Source organism: Pseudomonas sp. S4_EA_1b, from assembly GCF_016307435.1.
Classification (GTDB): domain Bacteria; phylum Pseudomonadota; class Gammaproteobacteria; order Pseudomonadales; family Pseudomonadaceae; genus Aquipseudomonas; species Aquipseudomonas rhodesiae.
The window spans coordinates 22,826-37,978 of the sequence record NZ_JAEILC010000089.1 but is presented as its reverse complement, the minus strand read 5'-3'; the positions used below and the strand labels follow the sequence as shown (position 1 = coordinate 37,978).

Annotated in this window: 20 protein-coding genes; 14 read left to right on the top strand and 6 right to left on the bottom strand. The window is 60.7% G+C overall.

Features of this window, described 5'->3' with window-relative positions; translation table 11 throughout:
* Positions 1-22: 22 nt before the first annotated feature.
* A complete protein-coding gene (gene galU, locus YA0848_RS24945) occupies positions 23-862 on the bottom strand; it encodes a UTP--glucose-1-phosphate uridylyltransferase GalU (protein WP_003173830.1) in 840 nt (279 codons plus the stop codon).
* Positions 863-1,169: 307 nt separating this feature from the next.
* Between galU and YA0848_RS24940 the strand changes: the two genes are divergently transcribed.
* On the top strand, positions 1,170-1,355 hold the full coding sequence (locus YA0848_RS24940) for a hypothetical protein (protein ID WP_016969599.1): 186 nt from the start codon (positions 1,170-1,172) through the stop codon (positions 1,353-1,355).
* A gap of 143 nt (positions 1,356-1,498) precedes the next feature.
* Complete coding sequence (locus YA0848_RS24935; RefSeq protein ID WP_034098001.1) at positions 1,499-1,780, top strand: hypothetical protein; 282 nt, start codon at positions 1,499-1,501, stop codon at positions 1,778-1,780.
* Positions 1,781-1,790: 10 nt separating this feature from the next.
* Here the strand turns inward: YA0848_RS24935 and YA0848_RS24930 are convergent, their stop codons facing one another.
* The 4 genes from YA0848_RS24930 to YA0848_RS24915 all read right to left on the bottom strand — a co-directional run bounded on the left by YA0848_RS24930 (position 1,791) and on the right by YA0848_RS24915 (position 4,189).
* The gene (locus YA0848_RS24930; protein WP_034098003.1) at positions 1,791-2,021 is read right to left on the bottom strand and encodes a hypothetical protein; all 231 of its coding nucleotides are present in this window, start codon (positions 2,019-2,021) and stop codon (positions 1,791-1,793) included.
* Positions 2,022-2,097: 76 nt separating this feature from the next.
* Positions 2,098-3,021 carry a c-type cytochrome gene (locus YA0848_RS24925; RefSeq protein WP_169902610.1) on the bottom strand — a complete coding sequence of 308 codons (924 nt, stop codon included), beginning with the start codon at positions 3,019-3,021 and terminating at the stop codon, positions 2,098-2,100.
* Complete coding sequence (locus tag YA0848_RS24920; RefSeq protein ID WP_169902611.1) at positions 3,018-3,665, bottom strand: c-type cytochrome; 648 nt, start codon at positions 3,663-3,665, stop codon at positions 3,018-3,020. The genes YA0848_RS24925 and YA0848_RS24920 overlap by 4 nt, the downstream gene beginning before the upstream one ends.
* Positions 3,666-3,838: 173 nt before the next feature.
* A complete protein-coding gene (locus YA0848_RS24915; RefSeq protein ID WP_034098008.1) occupies positions 3,839-4,189 on the bottom strand; it encodes a hypothetical protein in 351 nt (116 codons plus the stop codon).
* Between the two features lie 213 nt (positions 4,190-4,402).
* Between YA0848_RS24915 and YA0848_RS24910 the strand changes: the two genes are divergently transcribed.
* The 11 genes from YA0848_RS24910 to YA0848_RS24860 all read left to right on the top strand — a co-directional run bounded on the left by YA0848_RS24910 (position 4,403) and on the right by YA0848_RS24860 (position 14,129).
* The gene (locus YA0848_RS24910) at positions 4,403-4,705 is read left to right on the top strand and encodes a DUF1883 domain-containing protein (RefSeq protein ID WP_003191319.1); all 303 of its coding nucleotides are present in this window, start codon (positions 4,403-4,405) and stop codon (positions 4,703-4,705) included.
* 24 nt (positions 4,706-4,729) lie between these two features.
* On the top strand, positions 4,730-4,897 hold the full coding sequence (locus YA0848_RS24905; RefSeq protein ID WP_098100993.1) for a hypothetical protein: 168 nt from the start codon (positions 4,730-4,732) through the stop codon (positions 4,895-4,897).
* Between the two features lie 4 nt (positions 4,898-4,901).
* Entirely contained in the window at positions 4,902-5,567 is a 666-nt protein-coding gene (gene alkB / locus YA0848_RS24900) for a DNA oxidative demethylase AlkB (RefSeq protein ID WP_169867780.1), read from the top strand.
* A 75-nt stretch (positions 5,568-5,642) separates the two neighbouring features.
* Positions 5,643-6,695: a bifunctional DNA-binding transcriptional regulator/O6-methylguanine-DNA methyltransferase Ada gene (gene ada, locus YA0848_RS24895; RefSeq protein WP_169867779.1), complete on the top strand. Its 1,053-nt coding sequence runs from the start codon at positions 5,643-5,645 to the stop codon at positions 6,693-6,695.
* Between the two features lie 109 nt (positions 6,696-6,804).
* Entirely contained in the window at positions 6,805-7,863 is a 1,059-nt protein-coding gene (locus YA0848_RS24890) for an NAD(P)H-dependent flavin oxidoreductase (RefSeq protein WP_169902612.1), read from the top strand.
* 98 nt (positions 7,864-7,961) lie between these two features.
* On the top strand, positions 7,962-8,714 hold the full coding sequence (gene modA / locus YA0848_RS24885) for a molybdate ABC transporter substrate-binding protein (RefSeq protein ID WP_034113791.1): 753 nt from the start codon (positions 7,962-7,964) through the stop codon (positions 8,712-8,714).
* Positions 8,715-9,395, top strand: a complete 681-nt coding sequence (modB, locus tag YA0848_RS24880; RefSeq protein ID WP_034098015.1) for a molybdate ABC transporter permease subunit — start codon at positions 8,715-8,717, stop codon at positions 9,393-9,395.
* A gap of 5 nt (positions 9,396-9,400) precedes the next feature.
* Positions 9,401-10,480 (top strand): molybdenum ABC transporter ATP-binding protein, encoded by a 1,080-nt coding sequence (gene modC / locus YA0848_RS24875; protein ID WP_047882170.1) that lies wholly within the window; start codon positions 9,401-9,403, stop codon positions 10,478-10,480.
* Positions 10,481-10,559: 79 nt separating this feature from the next.
* Positions 10,560-11,609: a DNA topoisomerase IB gene (locus YA0848_RS24870; protein WP_034098018.1), complete on the top strand. Its 1,050-nt coding sequence runs from the start codon at positions 10,560-10,562 to the stop codon at positions 11,607-11,609.
* A 123-nt stretch (positions 11,610-11,732) separates the two neighbouring features.
* Entirely contained in the window at positions 11,733-13,355 is a 1,623-nt protein-coding gene (locus YA0848_RS24865) for an ABC-F family ATP-binding cassette domain-containing protein (RefSeq protein WP_034098020.1), read from the top strand.
* Positions 13,356-13,424: 69 nt separating this feature from the next.
* A complete protein-coding gene (locus tag YA0848_RS24860) occupies positions 13,425-14,129 on the top strand; it encodes a YoaK family protein (protein WP_034098022.1) in 705 nt (234 codons plus the stop codon).
* Between the two features lie 145 nt (positions 14,130-14,274).
* Here YA0848_RS24860 and YA0848_RS24855 read toward each other — a convergent pair whose 3' ends face one another.
* Positions 14,275-14,628, bottom strand: coding sequence for a hypothetical protein (locus YA0848_RS24855; RefSeq protein ID WP_034098025.1), 354 nt, complete (start codon positions 14,626-14,628; stop codon positions 14,275-14,277).
* 179 nt (positions 14,629-14,807) lie between these two features.
* Between YA0848_RS24855 and YA0848_RS24850 the strand changes: the two genes are divergently transcribed.
* A complete protein-coding gene (locus YA0848_RS24850; protein ID WP_034098026.1) occupies positions 14,808-15,023 on the top strand; it encodes a hypothetical protein in 216 nt (71 codons plus the stop codon).
* Positions 15,024-15,153: the final 130 nt, after the last annotated feature.

The window sequence follows — 15,153 nt, the reverse complement described above, 5'->3', positions numbered from 1 at the left end:
AAAACCGACGAGCAGGCGTGAATCAGTACGCCTTGCCAGTCTTGTAGAAGTGCTCGTAGCAGAAGTTGGTGGCTTCGATGTAGCCTTCCGCGCCGCCGCAGTCGAAACGCTGGCCCTTGAACTTGTAGGCAATCACGCAGCCGTCTTTGGCTTGCTTCAACAGAGCGTCGGTGATTTGGATCTCACCGCCCTTGCCTGGCTCGGTTTCTTCGATCAACTTGAAGATGTCCGGGGTCAGGATGTAGCGACCGATGATCGCCAGGTTCGATGGAGCATCTTCCGGTGCAGGTTTCTCGACCATGTCGCGTACGCGGATCAGGCCATCACCAATATCATCACCGGCGATCACGCCGTACTTGTTGGTTTCGGTCGGGTTCACTTCCATCACGGCAACGATGGTGCAGCGGTATTTCTGGTACAGCTTGACCATCTGGGTCAGTACGCCGTCGCCTTCCAGGTTTACGCACAGGTCGTCCGCCAGTACCACGGCGAACGGTTCGTCACCGATCAGCGGACGGCCGGTCAGAATCGCGTGGCCGAGGCCTTTCATTTGCGTCTGGCGGGTGTAGGAGAACGAGCACTCGTCAAGCAGCTTACGGATGCCGACCAGGTATTTTTCCTTGTCGGTGCCCTTGATCTGATTTTCCAGCTCGTAGCTGATGTCGAAGTGGTCTTCCAGGGCGCGCTTACCGCGACCGGTCACAATGGAGATTTCATTCAGACCGGCATCCAGAGCTTCTTCCACACCGTACTGAATCAGTGGCTTGTTCACCACCGGCAGCATCTCTTTGGGCATGGCCTTGGTCGCTGGCAAGAAGCGAGTGCCGTAACCGGCTGCTGGGAACAAGCATTTCTTGATCATATGGGTCCTTACAAAGGGCTATGCGTACGGAATTCGGCGCAGTCTAATCAGGCCGCAGCCACCTTACAATGGGTCCTGCTGGCGTTGCGATGTCATCATAGAGAAAAAATCTCAGCGTAAGTTCCACTTATCTTACAAACAGCACTGCCGTTACTTCGGCAAAAATACCCACTGCTTATTGTTTCAATCTGCTGAAGCCTTTTTATCACGCTGGCGCGCTGGAACATTGACTGGATTAACTTGCCCTGAACCCTGACATTTGGCGCTATCATTGCGGCCTTGAACCAGACCACGAGATTGTTAATAGATGTCAGAACCCAAAGGTGTGAACGGCTACCTGATTACCCAGCGCGCGGACGGCTGGCATTTGATCAACTTCCACGGCGACAGCGTCGCTGGCACCTTCGCCACCGAACGTGAGGCGATCGCAGTGGCCGAAGTGTTCGTGGATGAGGCCGGCCACGCTTCGAGCAAGCGCCCAAAAGGCAAGTAAGCGTCAGCCTTCACCTATGAAGCCCCTGAGAATGGGGCTTTTTTGTGTTTGTCTGTACGCAGATGGCAGTTCGCTATAATCTTCGCCAAACGCCCCACGACAGTGTCAGCGCTCCCCTCCTACACCCTTGATGACGAACACCTATGAACAAGATTCTGGCACTTACTGCGGCACTGGCACTCGCCGGCTGCACCACCACCTCGGACGTCTACCTGAAAAACGGCGAACAAGGCCTGACCATTGACTGTTCCGGCGAAGCCAATTCCTGGGCCAGCTGTTACGAAAAGGCCGACGCTTCATGTGCAGGCACCGGCTACCGTATTGTCGGCACCGAAGGCACGCCGTCGCTCAAGGAAAGCGAGAAAACCCTGGGCCAGGACGTTGGCAACTACAAAAGCCGCAGCGTCGTCGTGGTGTGCAAATAAGCGTCGGCGCTTACAGCTGAATGTCGGCGAACTTGATGCCCAGTCCGCGAATGGTCTCGATCAGATCGTCCAGGCGCTGGAACGACTCCACCTCGTCCTGATCGTCCACCAGGAAGAAACTGCGTCCACCGCTTTTTTTGAAGAAAACGATCCACTCGCCGAGGTCGGCAGGATTCTGGATGACATGGGTGGCCGAGATCTGACCCTCGGCATGGCGGGCTCTGACATCTTCACGTTTCATAACTGGCTTCCAGAAAAAGACAAATACCGCGCGAACCCGGGCTCGCACGGCATTTTTGCATTGAATGGTCGACAGTCTAACGGATGCCCTGCCCGATCAGCACGCCCTCTACGGTTTGGCCATACAAATTGACGCCGTCGTTGGCGTGGAACTTCAGTCGGGTCTTCTCCACCGAGCCGTCCACCAGGCGCGGATCCTGCGGCCGTTCGTGGCTGTTGACGTAGGCCGCCACATCCCAGGCCTGCTGGTCGCTCAAACTGCCGCCTTTACCCAGTGGCATATTGTGTTTGATAAACGATGCGGCCGTATTGATGCGGTGCATGCCCGCGCCCCAATTGTAGGAATCCTTACCCCATAGCGGTGGCATCGCGTAGTCGTCGCCTACCTTTTGCCCTTGGCCTTGCGGCCCATGACACACCGCACACTGCTCTCCATAGACCTGTGCGCCCCGAGCCAAGCTGTAACCGTCTGCCGGTTGCGCCACCTCTGGGTACCCGCGCCCCGGCAGCTCGACGCCCAGCGGCGCCTTACTGGCCAGCCAATAGGAGTACACCGATAAAGCGGTGATTTCCGGGCTGTCGGCGGCCGGCGGGGTGCCGCCGTTCATGCTGAATTGGAAACAGCCCTGCAACCGCTCCGCGTAGGTGTTGACCTTGTCGTTCTTCTTTCTATAAGCCGGATACATCGGATAGGCCGCCCACAACGGCGCCGAGTTGGCCAGGCGGCCCTGGTTGAGATGGCAATTGCTGCAATTGAGGCCGTTGCCGACAAACTGCGGGGCCAGACGCTTGGTGTCGACGAACAAGGCATATCCCTGCCTGACCAACTTGCCATAGGCATTGTCGGGCAAGTCTTTTTCCGCCGGCGGCTGGAACACGCTGGCAGACGATTCGGCCGAATGGGGCACTAACTGGGATTGGTCTTCCATGGCGATGGTTGCGGCATGGCTTGGCAGGACCATCAACAGCCCGACAGCGGGAGTGATCAGATGCGCCTTCATGGCTTAGCCTCCACGTTCAATGACGCGAAGTACTGAGCGACACCCTGGACTTCCTCGGCGGTCAGTGACTTGGCGATGTGTCCCATCAGATCATTGGCATCGTTGCGGCGAGTGCCGTTCTGCCAGGCGCTCAACTGCGCAGCCAGATAGGTCGCGGGCTGGCCGGCCAGTGGCGGGAACGCGTCACCGATGCCGCTGCCGGCCGGACCGTGACAACTGACGCACGCAGGAATCTGTCGCTCCCACGCGCCTTGCCAGGCAAGTTGCTGCGCGGCTGTGGTCGGTATTTCGCTGCGGTGCAGCGCAGCCGGTGCTGGCGCCGGCATCGCGGCGATGGCTTGGCTCAGTGCGTCCAGCTCCGCCTGTGTCAGGGCAATTGCCAGCGGGCGCATCACCGGGTTGCTGCGGCTACCGCTTTTGAAATCTTCCAGCTGCTTGCGTACATAGGCCGCTGGCAGGCCCGCCAACCGGGGGAAACCAGCCGCCGCCATGCCTGAACCATCCGCACCATGGCAAGCCACACAGGGCATGGCGCCCGGCTGCGCACCGCCTTCCATAAAAATTTTCTTACCATCCAGCGCCTGGGCGTTATCCATCAGCAAAAGCAGCGCGCTACTTATCAGCACTCGTTGCAGAGCTTTCATCACGACTCCGTTTTTATTGTTATGAGTTGATGCCCTTACGGCATAAACCTTACAAAGCGTAGGGCAATGGCCCTGCTTCCACAATATTAACGCCGAGAATAAAAAAGCCTGACACTGCAGCGGCAGGGCCAGGCTTTTATCGGATTCGAAGTCTGATGATGAGGCTCAAAGGATCAGCCGGAGATGCAGTCCTCACCGGCTTTTTTCACATCGCCCGGACGAATCGGCACATTCGACATGCTCTCGTAGAGCTTGATGCTGCTGCCGCTGGAGCGTTCCTCGATTTCAAAAATCGCCGATGGGTCGGCCGAGAACTTCTGCGGCACGATCACCCTGACGCCTTCCTTGTGCGGCTCGATCTGCGGTGGCCGACGGGTAGTGGAGAGTTTCTGCACAACACATGCGGCGTATTCCTGCGGCTTCTTACCGGAAATCACTGCCAACGTTGGCGGGGTCTGCTTGATGTCTGCAACCGAAGCACATCCACCCAACGCCAAGGCCAGAACCAACACACTCCACTTCATATAAAAACCTCCGATAAAGACCCTACGACAGCGGGGATGGTAAATTTCTCCCGGACACGTAGGATTTATCCCTGATCACACGGTAAATAACTGTTTTAAATTGTCGACGCCGTTGAAGACGGGCCGATAATAAACGCGCTGGGGCTGATAAACTCCATCTTAACCTACGTATCATTCTGATTTTTCAGAAAAAGTCCTTCTGGAGACACTCCCATGAAATTTATCCACCAGCGCGAGCACCTCAACGAGGGAGATATTGTCGTCATCGAATGCTCGCAAACCTGCAATATCCGTCTGATGAGCGACGCGAACTTTCGCAGCTTCAAAAACGGCGGCCGCCACACTTACCATGGCGGTGCGTTCGATAAATTCCCTGCGAAGATCACCGCGCCGAGCACCGGTTTCTGGAACATCACCCTGGATGTGGTCACCCGCCGCGCCATCAGCGTGACCCGCAAACCTGCGCTGTCCCACAAGATTCGTATCGTGCGTCGTACCAGCTCCAAGCTGAGCTGATCCGCCCTTCCACAGGAAATAACCGTGACTGCCACCACCAAATACGTGATCAAGTACAAGCTCAACGGCGAGCGCCGTTTCGAGTTTGCCCACCTGCACAGCAACGACTTGGAAGAAGCCAAGCAAGCCTTGGCGAAAATTCATGAATCCAGTGATGAAATTACCGACATCACTGTGAGCAAGGCACTCTAAGCCCATGCCCGGCCCCACTGCGGACCTGTTCGCCGACCACGCCTTGCAGCAACCCGCAGGGCGTGAGCAGATCGGCGAACAGTCCTACGTGCTAAGAGGCTATGCCCTGCCTTGGATTGATCGTCTTCTACCGGAACTGCGCCGCGTGTTGGCGCAAGCACCGTTTCGCCAAATGGTTACCCCCGGTGGCTTTACCATGTCGGCAGCCTTGAGCAGTTGTGGTGACCTGGGCTGGACCACCGACACCACCGGCTATCGCTACACCCCCTTCGACCCGCGCACCCAACAGCCTTGGCCCGCCTTGCCCGAAGCCTTGCGCTCATTGGCTGTAGAGGCGGCGGCCGAGGCCGGTTTCGCCGCCTTCGCCCCCGACGCCTGCCTGATCAACCGCTACGTGGCCCGGGCCAAGATGTCGCTGCACCAGGACAAAAACGAGCGCGATTACGCAGCGCCCGTGGTGTCAATATCCCTGGGCCTGCCGGCGATCTTCCTGTTCGGTGGCCATGCCCGTGCAGACAAACCGCAGAAAGTCTCGCTGTTCCATGGCGATGTGGTGGTCTGGGGCGGTGTGGACCGCCTGCGTTTTCATGGGGTGATGCCGATCAAAGAAGGGGTGCATCCGGTGATGGGCCCGCAACGCATCAACCTGACGCTACGCACCGCCGGTTGATTTGACCGCAAGCTTCGGAGTGCCAGGCGGTCTCGGCGCGGTTAATCTGCCCGGGAGCCGTCAAGAGTGCCAAGCATGACTATCGAACAAGATCCCCGCTGGGCCGCCATTGTGGCCCGCGACAGCAACGCCGACGGGTCGTTTGTGTATGGCGTTAAGACCACCGGTGTCTACTGCCGCCCCAGCAGCGCTTCGCGGCTGCCGCGCCCGGAGAATATTGAGTTTTTCGACACCCCGGCGCAGGCCGAAGCCGCCGGCTATCGCCCCAGCAAACGCGCGAGCGGCGACCAGACCCAACTGGCCGCCCACCATGCCCAATTGGTGGCCGACGCATGCCGGCATATCGAGCACGCCGCCACTGCGCCGAGCTTGAATACCCTCGCTGACCGAGCCGGTCTGAGCCCATTCCATTTCCATCGCGTTTTCAGGGCCGTGACGGGCCTGACGCCCAAGGGCTACGCCAATGCCCATCGTTCCCGCAAAGTGCGCGACGGGCTCAAGGGCCAGCATTCCGTGACGGCTGCGCTGTACGACGCCGGTTTTAATTCCAACAGTCGTTTTTATGAAGCGGCCGATCAGCTGCTTGGCATGAAACCCAGCGACTACAAGGCCGGCGGCGCTCACAACGCTATTTGGTTCGCCGTCGGGCAGTGCTCGCTGGGGGCGATTTTGGTGGCGCAGAGCAGTCGAGGCGTCTGTGCGATCCTGCTGGGTGACGACCCCGAACAACTGCTGCGCGACCTGCAAGACCAATTCCCCAAGGCCGAACTGGTGGGCGCCGATGCGACGTTCGAAAGGTTGGTGGCCCAGGTCGTCGGCTTTGTCGAGGCGCCCGCGCTGGGCCTGGATTTGCCGTTGGACCTGCGTGGCACCGCGTTTCAGGAGCGTGTGTGGCAAGCCTTGCGGGATATCCCTGTGGGCAGCACGGCCAGTTATGCGCAGATCGCCCAGCGCATCGGCGCACCCAAGTCGTTTCGTGCCGTGGCCCAGGCGTGCGGCGCTAACAGCCTTGCAGTGGCAATCCCTTGCCATCGGGTGGTGCGCAGCGATGGCGAGCTGTCCGGCTACCGCTGGGGCGTTGCACGCAAGCAGGCATTGCTTGAGCGCGAACGTAACAGCAAAAGCTGATAGCCCTGCACGAAACGTCCACAGCGTCCAGTGAATAAAACAGACTGGCCGCGTGGCATACGCCCTGCTAAAAACAGCGAAACCACTGACCTTCGCTGGAGCCCCATCCATGAGCACCTGGCCTGACACACGGATTCTCGACTTGCTCGGCATCGAGGTACCCATTATCCAGGCGCCCATGGCCGTCGGCACCACGCCCGCCATGGTGATTGCCGCCAACCAGGCAGGCGCGTTGGGCTCGTTGCCCGCCGCCGCGCTGAGTATCGAGCAGCTGCGTGAAAGCCTCAGCGTCATCCGTGCGGCCAGCAACCGGCCGATTAACGTGAACTTCTTCTGCCATCAGCCGCCTGCGCCGGACGAGGCTCGCGACCAACGCTGGAAAGCCCTGCTGCAACCGTTCTACTGCGAACTGGGCGCCGATTTCGAGGCGCCGACGCCGGTGTCCAACCGTGCGCCGTTCAACGACGAGGCGTGTCAGGTGGTAGAGGCGTTCCGCCCCGAGGTCGTCAGTTTCCACTTCGGGCTGCCGGAAAAAGCTTTGTTAGATCGGGTCAAAGCCACGGGGGCCAAAGTGCTGTCGTCGGCCACCACGGTGGAAGAAGCCCTCTGGCTAGAGGCCCACGGTTGCGATGCAATCATCGCCATGGGCATCGAGGCTGGAGGTCACCGGGGCATGTTCCTTAGCGATGACCTCAACACTCAGATCGGCCTGATGGCGCTGGTGCCGCAGATCGTCGACGCCGTCAGCGTGCCGGTGATCGCCGCGGGGGGTATCGGCGACGCGCGGGGCGTCGTCGCCGCGTTCGCCCTGGGCGCCTCGGCGGTGCAGGTCGGCACGGCGTACCTGTTTACCCCCGAAGCCAATGTGAGCGCGGCCCATCACTATGGGTTGCGCCACGCCCAGGCCAGTGAAACCGCCTTGACCAACCTGTTCACCGGCCGCCCGGCGCGAGGCATCGTCAATCGAGTCATGCGCGAATTGGGCGCGATGAATCCCGCAGCGCCGGCATTTCCCCGCGCCGGCGGCGCCTTGATGCCGCTCAAAGCAAAGGATGAAGGCGGTTTCAGCAACCTGTGGTCAGGCCAGGCCTTGCGTCTGGGCCGTGACATCGGCACCTATGAACTGACGCGTCAATTGGCCGAGCAGGCGCTGGCCAAACTCACGTAATCCGTTGCGGCAACGTTGCACTGTACCGGCAGTGGCTAACCGCTATATAGTCCCGTACATAGCGATTAACCACGCCGTGCATTCCAAGGAGCTGCTTCATGCTGATTCATGCCTCACGCCTGGCCGTCCTGGCTACCGCCCTCGTGTTCGGCTCGGCCCACGCCGATGAAGTCCAAGTGGCGGTGGCGGCCAATTTCACCGCACCGATCCAGGCGCTGGCCGCCAGCTTCGAACAGGACACCGGCCATAAACTGGTCGCGTCCTACGGCGCCACCGGCCAGTTCTACACCCAGATCAAGAACGGCGCGCCCTTTGAAGTGTTCCTCAGCGCCGACGACAGCACCCCACAGAAACTCGAAAACGAAGGCGATACAGTCAAAGGCTCGCGCTTCACCTACGCGGTGGGCACCTTAGCGCTGTGGTCGCCTCAAGCTGGCTATGTCGATGCCAACGGTGAGGTATTAAAACGCAATCAGTTCAAGCACTTGTCCATCGCCAACCCCAAAGCCGCGCCCTATGGTCTGGCCGCCACCCAGGTATTGGCCAAACAGGGCCTGAGCGAACAGGTCAAGGACAAGCTCGTCGAAGGCCAGAACATCACCCAGGCCTATCAGTTCGTTTCCACTGGCAATGCCGAGCTGGGCTTTGTGGCCTTGTCGCAGATCTATAAAGACGGCAAAGTCACCAGCGGTTCGGCGTGGATCGTCCCCGCGGCCTTGCATGACCCGATCAAACAGGACGCGGTGATCCTCAACAAAGGCAAAGACAGCGCCGCTGCCAAAGCGCTGGTCGAATACCTCAAAGGGCCGAAAGCCGCTGCCGTTATCAAATCCTACGGTTACGAGCTGTAAATGCCCCTATCGAGTGCCGATTTTTCCGCGATCTGGTTGACCATCAAACTGGCGTCACTGACCACCGTGATCCTGCTGGTCATCGGCACTCCAATTGCCCTGTGGCTGTCACGTACGCGCTCCTGGTGGCGCGGGCCGGTGGGGGCGATCGTCGCCCTGCCCCTGGTGCTGCCACCGACGGTGATCGGCTTTTACCTGCTGCTTAGCATGGGGCCCAACGGTTACTTCGGCCAGTTCACCCAGTGGCTGGGGCTGGGCACCCTGACATTCAGCTTCGCCGGGCTGGTGATTGGCTCGGTGATCTATTCCATGCCGTTTGTGGTGCAGCCGTTGCAAAACGCTTTTTCGGCCATCGGCACGCGGCCTTTGGAAGTCGCTGCGACACTGCGCGCCGGGCCGTGGGACACGTTCTTCAGCGTCATCCTGCCCCTGGCGCGGCCGGGGTTTGTCACCGCATCCATTCTGGGCTTTGCCCACACCGTGGGTGAATTCGGTGTGGTGCTGATGATCGGCGGCAATATTCCGGACAAGACGCGCGTGGTGTCGGTGCAGATCTACGACCATGTCGAAGCCATGGAATACGCCCAGGCCCATTGGCTGGCCGGCGCCATGGTGGTGTTCGCGTTCTTTGTGTTGCTGGCGCTCTACTCCAGCCGTAAAACCAACATGGGCTGGAACTGATATCGATGATGGAAATACGCCTGCGACTGTCGTACTCCGGCTTTGCTCTCGATGTGGACCTGCACCTGCCCGGGCGCGGCGTCACTGCGCTGTACGGGCATTCCGGCTCGGGCAAGACCACTTGCCTGCGCTGCATCGCCGGGTTGGAGCGGGCCGGCGACGGCTTTGTGCGGATCAACGATGAGGTCTGGCAAGACAGCCGCAGCGGCCTATTCGTACCACCGCACCAGCGCCCGTTGGGGTATGTGTTCCAGGAAGCGAGCCTGTTTGCGCATTTGTCGGTGCGCGCCAACCTGGCCTTCGGACTCAAGCGCACACCGCGCGCGCAACGGCGGGTGGACATCACTCAGGCCACCGAACTGCTGGGCATCGGCCACTTGCTCGAACGTCACCCGCAGCACCTGTCCGGCGGCGAGCGCCAGCGCATCGGCATCGCCCGCGCTCTGCTTACCAGCCCGCGCTTACTGCTGATGGATGAGCCCCTGGCCGCCCTCGACAGCCAGCGCAAAAGCGAAATCCTGCCGTACCTGGAACGCCTGCACGACGAGTTAGACATCCCGGTGCTGTACGTCAGCCATGCCCAGGATGAGGTGGCGCGCCTGGCCGATCACATCGTGCTGCTCAGCGACGGCAAGGCCTTGGCCAGCGGTCCCATCGGCGACACGCTGGCGCGCCTGGACCTGCCCCTGGCGCGTGGCGACGAAGCCGGTGTGGTGATCGACGGCGTGGTCACTGCCTACGATGCGCACTACCAATTACTCACGTTGCAGTTGCCGGGCAGTGCCTCGACCATGCGCGTGGCCCACGCACCGCTGGGCATCGGCCAGGCCCTGCGGGTCAAGGTGCAGGCTCGTGACGTGAGCCTCAGCCCGCAGGCCGAAGAACACAGCAGCATCCTCAACCGTTTGCCGGTGACCGTCACCGAGGAAATCGCCGCGGACAACAGCGCCCATGTACTGGTGCGCCTGGACGCCGGTGGTACACCGTTACTGGCGCGCATCACACGGTTTTCCCGCGATCAGTTGCAATTGCATCCCGGCCAGCCTCTGTGGGCGCAGATCAAGGCCGTGGCGGTGCTGGCCTAGCAAACCTTTTGGCACGACCGCACACAGCTGCGGTCCATCAGACATACCGGCCTGATTTTGTTGCCAAGGAACCTGACCCATGCCCGACTCCGCGCTGCCCGCCGACCTGCCTCGCGACCTGCATTACGTTGATGACACCCAGCCGGGCATTCGCCGCAAGAAAGTGCGCGGCAAATTCCAGTACTTCGACCCCAAGGGCGAACGCATCACCGATGCTGACGAGATCCGACGTCTCAACGCCCTGGCGGTGCCACCGGCCTACACCGACGTGTGGATCTGCGCCGACCCGCGCGGCCACCTGCAAGCCACCGGCCGCGACGCCCGTGGGCGCAAGCAATACCGCTACCACACACGCTGGCGCGAAGTGCGCGACACCGACAAGTACGCGCGCTTGCAAGCCTTCGGCAATGCCCTGCCAAAACTGCGCAAGCAGTTGGAAGCACAACTGGCCGAGCCCGGTTTCACCCGCGAGAAAGTCCTGGCTACCGTGGTGATGCTGCTGGACGCCACCCTGATCCGCGTCGGCAATACCCAATACGCCCGCGACAACAAATCCTATGGCTTGACCACCCTGCGCAACCGTCATGTGGACGTCAAAGGCAGCGAAATCCAGTTCCAGTTTCGCGGCAAGAGCGGCGTCGAGCACCAGCTCAGCGTGAAGGACCGCCGCCTGGCAAATGTGGTGAAACGCTGCATGGAATTGCCGGGACAGAACCTGTTCCAGTACTTGGACGAGAACGGCGAGCGCCACACGGTCAGCTCGCATGATGTGAATGCCTATCTGCACAGCCTCACCGGCGAAGACTTCACCGCCAAGGACTACCGCACCTGGGCCGGCACCGCCATGGCGTTGGCGGTGCTGCGCGAGTTGGAGTGGCAGCCCGAATCCGATGCTAAGCGCCATGTGGTGGCGATGGTCAAGGATGTCGCCAAACAGCTGGGTAATACTCCGGCGGTGTGCCGCAAGTGTTACATCCACCCGGCGGTGCTGGAGCATTTCAGCCTTGGCGAGTTGTCGAAATTGCCCAAGCCGCGAGTGCGCAAAGGCTTGAAAGCCGAGGAAGTTGCACTGGCGATGTTCCTGGAAAGACTGGCCGCCGACTTGCCGCAAAAGGCCAAGGCAGGTTAGGCTCTGCCGCCCTCCTGTTCTCTAGGACGACCGCCGACGTGAACCACTAAGCCTTCCAAAATGTATCCGCAACCAGCGCCATGCGCGCTAGTTGGCCTGTCCGACATTTTTTTGGAGGTGCTGATGACTCACGTCAAACGGCTGCCCGCAATGATTTCCCTGCAACACGTTACCTTCCAGTTCGCCAATGGCGAAACCTTGCTGGCTGACGTGAACCTGTCCATCGATCACACCTCCACCGGTATTGTGGGACGCAATGGCCGTGGCAAAAGCGTGCTCGCGCAATTGATCGCCGGGGTGCTTGTGCCGTCATCCGGCTCGATCACCCGCTCGGCCAGCGCGGTCTATGTGCCGCAACGGGTGGTGGTCAATCCGGGAATGAGCGTTGCCGATCTTAGCGGCACTGCCAACGTGCTGGCAGCGCTGGAACGCATGGCTGCGGGCGCGGCGCACATCGACGATTTTGACCTGATCGACAATCGCTGGGATCTACCCGAACGTCTGCGCGCGGCCCTGGATGAAGCCGGTCTGGGGTCACTGGCGGCGGATTCATCGGCCGAACAGCTCAGTGGCGGCCAACTGGCGCGGGTAGTGCTGATCGGCGCCCTGTTGGCGTCGCCACAGGTGCTGGTACTCGACGAGCCCACCAACCACCTCGACAGCGATGGCCGCGCCTGGCTGATGCGAGCGCTGGGCCAGTGGCGCGGCGGCTTGGTGGTGGTCAGTCACGATCGGCCCTTGCTCGATAGCCTGGCGCGCATCGTCGAAGTGTCGCCCCTCGGTCTTCTCGTCTATGGCGGTAATTACGAGACTTATCGCCGGCAACGCGACGCCGAGCAACAGGCCGCCGTCGCGGCATTGGAACAGGCGCGCCTGGAGCGCAGTCGCGAACGCCGTCGCCTACAAAAGGACCACGATACACTGCAACGCAATGCCGCCCGTGCGCACCAGCACGCACAAACCGCGAATGTGGACCGGTTTACCCAGGCGCGCTGGAAGCGCACCGCCAGCGAAGTGGTCAGCAGCGTGCGCAGTGAGCAATACGCGCGTAAACAACAACTGGATACTCAGGTCCGCCAAGCCCATGAGCGCGTGGAGGAACAGTCGCCGACATTGATCGCCTTGCCGGCGTCGACGGTGCCTAAGGGGCGTCTGGTGCTGAGGTTGGTGGATGCACGCCTACCATGGTTGCATACACCCGCACTGACGCTCAGTTTGATGGGCCCCGTGCGAGTAATCGTGCAGGGCCCTAACGGTTGCGGTAAATCCACCTTGCTCAAAGTGCTGGCGGGCGATTCCCACCCAGTCAGCGGTGAGTGTTGGGTGCCGGTACCCACCGCCTACATCGATCAGCAACTGGCCTTTCTGGAGGACCAACGTTCGGTTATCGAGCACCTCAATCTGCTCGAAACGCCGCTGGCCGAAGGCGAGCTGCGTACTCGCCTGGCTTTGCTGCAACTGAACGCCGTGCGTGTGACTCAGCCGGTCGCGCAGCTCAGCGGTGGCGAGCGTTTAAAGGCCGCGATGGCGATTGCCCTGTGGCGTGAGATCCCGGCGCAATTACTGCTGCTGGACGAACCGACCAACCACTTGGACCTGGAGTCGGTGCTTGCCTTCGAACAGGCGTTGCAAGGGTTTGCCGGCGCATTGGTGGTGGTATCCCATGACGAGGCGTTTATCCAGGCCATCGGCCCGACCCATCGGTTGCAGTGGACATCCACAGGATGGTGCCTGGAAGCTGTCTGAGATCATTGCGCGTAAGGTCAAAGCGTCCTACCGTAGTGGCCGGATAATCTCACCGAGGAACCCGCGTCCATGCTGCCTGCGCCCCGCAAACCGTACGCCAACGCTGCACTGGCTCATCGACGCTTATGGCGAGGCCGCATCGGCATGATGCTGGTAGGCAGCTTATCGGTGCTGGCGGGTATGACGGATGCCATTGGCTTTATGGCCAGCGGCGACTTCGTTTCGTTCATGAGCGGTAACACCACGCGCCTGGCGGTGGCTATCGGCGCCGGCGACCACAGCCTGACCGTACGGCTACTGTTGCTGGTCGCCACCTTTGTTTTGGGGAACGCGCTGGGGATTGTGGTCAGCCGATTCAGCCGGCGCCACGCCCTGCCGCTGCTGCTGTATATCGCTGCGTTGCTGTGCTGCGGCGCCTTCTGGCCATTCGAAGACATGTTGCCTGCGCTACTGGCTGCCATCGTGGCCATGGGCATGCTTAACGCGGCGGTCGAGGAAGTGAACGGCCTGCCGGTGGGTCTGACCTATGTGACCGGCGCACTTTCGCGTTTCGGTCGCGGGCTGGGCCGTTGGCTGCTGGGCGAACGTCGCAGCGGTTGGCGGGTGCAACTGATTCCATGGGGCGGCATGTTTGTCGGCGCCGTGATCGGTGCAGTGTTGCAGCAGCACATGGGCCTGCGCGCGCTTTGGGTCAGCGCTGCATTGGCGGCGGTGTTGGGGTTGGTGTCGTTGAAGATTCCGCGGCGTTGGCACTTGGGCTACATGCCACGCTGATCAAGGAGGGATGCTCGCCCGGCGCGACGGCCTCGACGTCCGTGTACCGGTAAAGAGCCATCACCCCGGGCGAGCGAGGTGAATCATAAGCCAATGCCCAACCCCTGTCCCGCCGGGCGTTTCCGAATATGACTAAGGCAAGGGACTACAGACAGGTCGCCAGTGCGGCCAAGCGACGCTTGGCGGGCATCGTGTCTTCGGCAGCGTAGTACTTGACGCTGGAACCTGCGCCCACGCTCTGAATGTCGACGAAGTAATCGCCGCCGGTGGTGTATACGGTGAAACCACCTGCCTCGCTCGGTTCCTTGAAGCCACCGGCGTCCACGCCGAACACACTTTCATCCTGCCAGCCGAACTGAATGCACTCGGCAACCACCAGTGTGGCCTTGTCCGATGCCAGGGTTTTGTAGGGTGCGCCGATGCGTGCCTCGTTCATCTTCGAACCCGCGCAACCGCTCAGTACCGCCAGTGCCAATGCGCCCAATACCACGTTCCGCATGCCATCGCTTCCTTGGAAAAAACGCGACTCTACCATTTACGGGCACCCGCCAAAGACTATTACGTTGCTCTGGTGGTGCCTGATCGAGGCTGGAGTGGCATCGGCACAAACATGGCACTATGATGCCGCGGTCGGCTTCACTGAAGAGGTCGACCGGTTATTTTCTACAAGGAAGCGTCATGAAAGATTTCGTTATCAGCGTTAACAACACGGTTTTGTACATCGCCCTGGCCTTCGTCTGGTTGATCGGTCTGGTGTCGATGTTCAGCGCCAGCTTCCTGTCGGGCCTGGCGGTGCTGGTAGGGGGAACGTTGACGTGGTGCATCATTTCCGGCTTCTGGTTCGTCCAGTCGGCCACCTACGAAGAGCTGCGCAAGCTCAACGCAAAAAACTGATGCCCTGAAGCGGCCCCGATTGGGGCCGCTTTGCTTTGGCAGGATAAATTTATTCTCACTGTGATACGCGCCGTAGCCACCTACACTGGCCTGGCTCATTTTTATGAAGTCTTCCTTCTGCCCGCTCTCC